Origin of the sequence: Stenotrophomonas sp. GD03958 (genome assembly GCF_029839005.1) — a bacterium.
Classification (GTDB): Bacteria; Pseudomonadota; Gammaproteobacteria; order Xanthomonadales; family Xanthomonadaceae; genus Stenotrophomonas; species Stenotrophomonas hibiscicola.
On sequence record NZ_JAOBZT010000133.1, the window covers coordinates 1 to 3,927 of the forward strand.

5 protein-coding genes are annotated in these 3,927 nt (G+C 66.6%); all 5 read left to right on the forward strand.

The window, feature by feature from the left end; all coding sequences use genetic code 11:
* Nucleotides 1-188 precede the first annotated feature (188 nt).
* On the forward strand, nucleotides 189-560 hold the full coding sequence (locus N5C25_RS20270; protein ID WP_058980957.1) for a hypothetical protein: 372 nt from the start codon (nucleotides 189-191) through the stop codon (nucleotides 558-560).
* Nucleotides 561-792: 232 nt separating this feature from the next.
* Entirely contained in the window at nucleotides 793-1,209 is a 417-nt protein-coding gene (locus N5C25_RS20275) for an EF-hand domain-containing protein (protein ID WP_019662197.1), read from the forward strand.
* An 84-nt stretch (nucleotides 1,210-1,293) separates the two neighbouring features.
* Nucleotides 1,294-2,043, forward strand: coding sequence for an HAD family hydrolase (locus tag N5C25_RS20280; protein WP_279937781.1), 750 nt, complete (start codon nucleotides 1,294-1,296; stop codon nucleotides 2,041-2,043).
* 31 nt (nucleotides 2,044-2,074) lie between these two features.
* Nucleotides 2,075-2,554: a hypothetical protein gene (locus N5C25_RS20285; RefSeq protein ID WP_279937783.1), complete on the forward strand. Its 480-nt coding sequence runs from the start codon at nucleotides 2,075-2,077 to the stop codon at nucleotides 2,552-2,554.
* Between the two features lie 11 nt (nucleotides 2,555-2,565).
* On the forward strand, nucleotides 2,566-3,927 hold a 1,362-nt coding region (locus N5C25_RS20290; RefSeq protein ID WP_262212237.1), incomplete at its 3' end, for a VOC family protein.

The following is a 3,927-nucleotide window of genomic DNA, read 5'->3' on the forward strand; positions in this document are numbered from 1 at the left end:
CGCCTTCGACAGTTTCCCGCGCGGTCCGTTGTAGAGCCGAGCCCATGCTCGGCTGCTTCTTGTTCAATCGTCGCGATATTCGATCTCGATGGAGATTCATCCACGCATGGCGTGGATCTACTGTGGCTACCGGATTGGGTCCGGCGCAGATCCCTTACACTGGCCGCCTCTTCATCCCTGCCCACCCGATGAACCTTCCCCTGCACTTCGGCCTGCTCGGTACCCTGGAAGCCGGCGCCATCGCCATGCTGGTCGGGCTGCTGGTGTACTTCCTGTGGTCGCAGCTGTGCCGGCTCCTGCACTGGACAGCGGGGCATGCGATCGGGTGGTCCTGTGTCATCGCCGTGATCATCTCCGCCGGCATCGATGCATGGAAGCTGTTCTACATGGGCATCGTGCGGCTGGAGTCACCGCTGTACGCGCGCCTGTTCCTGGCAACCATCCACGATCCGAACGAACTCGGCAGTCGCGTGGTGCTGGAAATCGCCGGCGCGCTCGCTGGTGTTGCGCTCGGCTGGGTGTTGTTCAGTTCGCGGTCATCGAAAGAAACCGTCGACTGACGCAGGTTTTTCGTTGGTTGCCGGTTAAATCCTGCGGCGCTGAATGCGCATCTTATGAGCTGCTCACTTGCTGCTAACCACCGCGCTAATGCATGGGTGGAGGCGAGTGGTTAATCGTGTGTGTGCACGCCGCTCGCGACGCAAAATCGATTCAGAAACGCGGTGGCAGGGTAGGTGCCGTGCGGAGACAACACGCCGCGCAACACCACCCAATTGGCAGGAGACACCCCTGATGACTATTCGCAACCGCAAGCCCCTGATCGCCCTGATCGTCGCCGCCGGCAGCGTGCTGGCCATCCCGGCGATGGCCCAGTCGGCCAAGCAGCAGGCCGCGCAGGCACAGAACGAGGCCGCCCAGGCGCAGCAGGCAGCGGCACAGGCGGGCCAGGCGGCTGACCAGGCAACCAATGCGGCCGCAGCGGCCTCGGCCCAGGCCAACGGCGGTGGCCAGACCTGGGCCAGCATCGATACCGATGGCAACGGCACCATCAGCAAGACCGAGGCGCAGGTGAACGCCGGCCTGGCCCAGGTGTTCGACCAGGCCGATACCAACAAGGACGGTGAGCTGAGCGCCGATGAGTACAAGGCCTATGTGGCCGCCCAGCAGGCCGGCGCCGGCGGCGCAGCGCAGGGTGCGCAGGGCAGGTAAGACCTGTATCGGGGCGTATGGGAACCCGGGCGGCTTCGGCCGCCCGGGTTTTTTTCGTCACCACGGCCCCTGTATCCTTGCGCGATGAACACCTCCACGCCTGCGCCGTCGCGCGCCATCGGCCTGGTCGGTTTTGACGGTGACGATACGCTGTGGAAGAGCGAGGACTACTACCGCAAGGCCGAGCAGGATTATCTTGACCTGCTGTCGCGCTACGTCGACGTGCATGACACCCAGACCGCGCGCCACCTGCTGGAAGTGCAGCAGCGCCACCTGGGCACCTTCGGCTACGGCGTGAAGAGCATGACCCTGTCGATGATCGAAGCGGCCATCGACATCACCGGCCAGCGCATCGAGGCCAAGGACATCCAGCGCATCCTGGAGATCGGCCACGACACCCTGCGCCACCCGGTCGAGCTGATCGACGGTGTGCGCGAAGCGGTGGCGGCCATCGCCGAGCACTACCCGGTGGTGCTGATCACCAAGGGCGACCTGTTCCACCAGGAAGCGAAGATCAGGGTCGCCAACCTGGCCGAGCTCTTCCCGCGCATCGAGATCGTTTCCGAGAAGGACCCGGAGACCTACGCCCGCGTGCTGGCCGAATTCGACCTGCCGATGCAGCGCTTCGTGATGGTCGGCAACTCGCTGCGCTCGGACATCGAGCCGGTGGTCACCCTGGGTGGCTGGGGCGTGCATACCCCGTACGCAGTGACCTGGGCCCACGAGACCCAGCATGGCGTGGCCGACGACGAACCGCGCATGGTCACTGCCGATACCGCCCACGACTGGCCGGCCGCACTGGCGGCGATCGAGGCCAAGGCCGCTGCGGCCTGACAGGGCCCGTCGGCTGCGGCAGAATCGGGGCATGAACCACCTACTGCGCGCGCTGATGTTGTCCCTGCTGCTGGCGCCGGCCACCGTGCTGGCCCAGCAGACCGCCGAGCGCTCAAGCGCCTACGAAGTGGACACCGGCGACAGCTGGGTCGATGCCCAGCTGCAGGACATCAACCATTACGCCGAACGCTACCCCGACGCCTTCCTCGACGAAGTGTCGCGCTATGCCGACGTGCCGCGCGGCTACATCAGCGCGCTGTTCACCACCCACGGCTGGCAGGCAGGAGACATCTATTTCGCCTGCTTCTGGGCCAAGGCCAGTGGCCAGACCTGCCGCGACAGCGTGCGTGCCTTCAGCCAGGACCCGGAGGGCGGCTGGGAGGCGGTGGTCAAGCGCATGCCCACCAAGCCGGACAATCTGCACTACCGGTTTCCTTATGTTGCTCTGCGTATCGCCGCCGCCGGGCGCTCCGGCGACAATACGGGTCCGAGCTGTTCCCCGTTCCCGTAATCGAGTGACTGATGAGCGCCTCTTTCGTTTCGCCTGATGTGATCCGCCGCCTGTTCGCGCAGGCCATGTCCCGCATGTACCGCACCGAAGTGCCGCTGTACGGCACGCTGGTGGAACTGGTGGAGCGGATCAACGCGCAGGTGCTTGCCCAGGACCCGGCGCTGGCCGCGCAGCTGCAGCGCAACGACGAGCGTGCGCGCCTGGACGAAGAGCGCCATGGCGCGATCCGCGTCGGCACCGCGCAGGAGCTGGCGACGCTGCGCCGCCTGTTCGCGGTGATGGGCATGTACCCCGTCGGCTACTACGACCTGTCGGTGGCCGGCGTGCCGGTGCACTCCACCGCGTTCCGCCCACTCACCGGCGCGGCGCTGGCACAGAATCCGTTCCGCGTGTTCACCTCGCTGCTGCGCCTGGAACTGATCGAAGATGAAGCGCTGCGTGCCGAGTCGGCGAAGATCCTGGCACGCCGCCGCATCTTTACCGACGGCGCACTGGCACTGATCGAGCAGGCCGAGCGTGACGGCGGCCTGTCGCAGGCCGATGCCGAGCGCTTCGTTGATGAAGCACTGGAAACCTTCCGCTGGCACGGCGATGCCACGGTCGATCTGCCGACCTACCGCGCGCTGCACAACGCGCACCGGCTGGTGGCCGACGTGGTCAGCTTCCGTGGCCCGCACATCAACCACCTGACCCCGCGCACGCTGGACATCGACGCTGCACAGGCGGCAATGATCGAGCACGGCATGGCGGCCAAGGCGGTCATCGAAGGTCCGCCGCGCCGCGCCTGCCCGATCCTGCTGCGTCAGACCAGCTTCAAGGCGCTGGAAGAAGCCGTTCATTTCCCGGATGCCGAAGGTGGTGACGCCGGCACGCATACCGCGCGCTTCGGCGAGATCGAACAACGCGGCCTGGCGCTGACCCCGAAGGGCCGCGCGCTGTACGACCAACTGTTGTCGCAGGCCCGCGACGCCGGTGGCGAAGGCAGCACCGGCGGCGACTACGGCCGGCGCCTGCAGGCGGTGTTCGCCAGCTTCCCGGATGACCATGACACGCTGCGCCAGGAAGGCCTGGGGTATTACCGCTACCAGCTGACCGACGCCGGCCGCGCCGCGCCGGAGCGCGTGGCCGATCTGCCCGCTGAAGTGCTGGTGGCCGCCGGCCTGGCGACGGCTGACCCGATCGTCTACGAGGATTTCCTGCCGGTCAGCGCCGCAGGCATTTTCCAGTCGAACCTGGGTGGCGAAGAACAGCGCGCCTATGCCGCGCATGCCAACCGCGAGGCCTTCGAGCAGGCATTGGGCGTGGCGGTGAACGACGAGTTCGAGATCTACGAGCGGCTGCAGGCCGAATCGCTGGCGAGCCTGCGCACCGCG

Bases quoted from the DNA above. Each gene is read 5' to 3' on its own strand.
- N5C25_RS20270 (WP_058980957.1), top strand. From the start codon at position 189: ATGAACCTTCCCCTGCACTTCGGCCTGCTCGGTACCCTGGAAGCCGGC.
- N5C25_RS20275 (WP_019662197.1), top strand. From the start codon at position 793: ATGACTATTCGCAACCGCAAGCCCCTGATCGCCCTGATCGTCGCCGCC.
- N5C25_RS20280 (WP_279937781.1), top strand. From the start codon at position 1,294: ATGAACACCTCCACGCCTGCGCCGTCGCGCGCCATCGGCCTGGTCGGT.
- N5C25_RS20285 (WP_279937783.1), top strand. From the start codon at position 2,075: ATGAACCACCTACTGCGCGCGCTGATGTTGTCCCTGCTGCTGGCGCCG.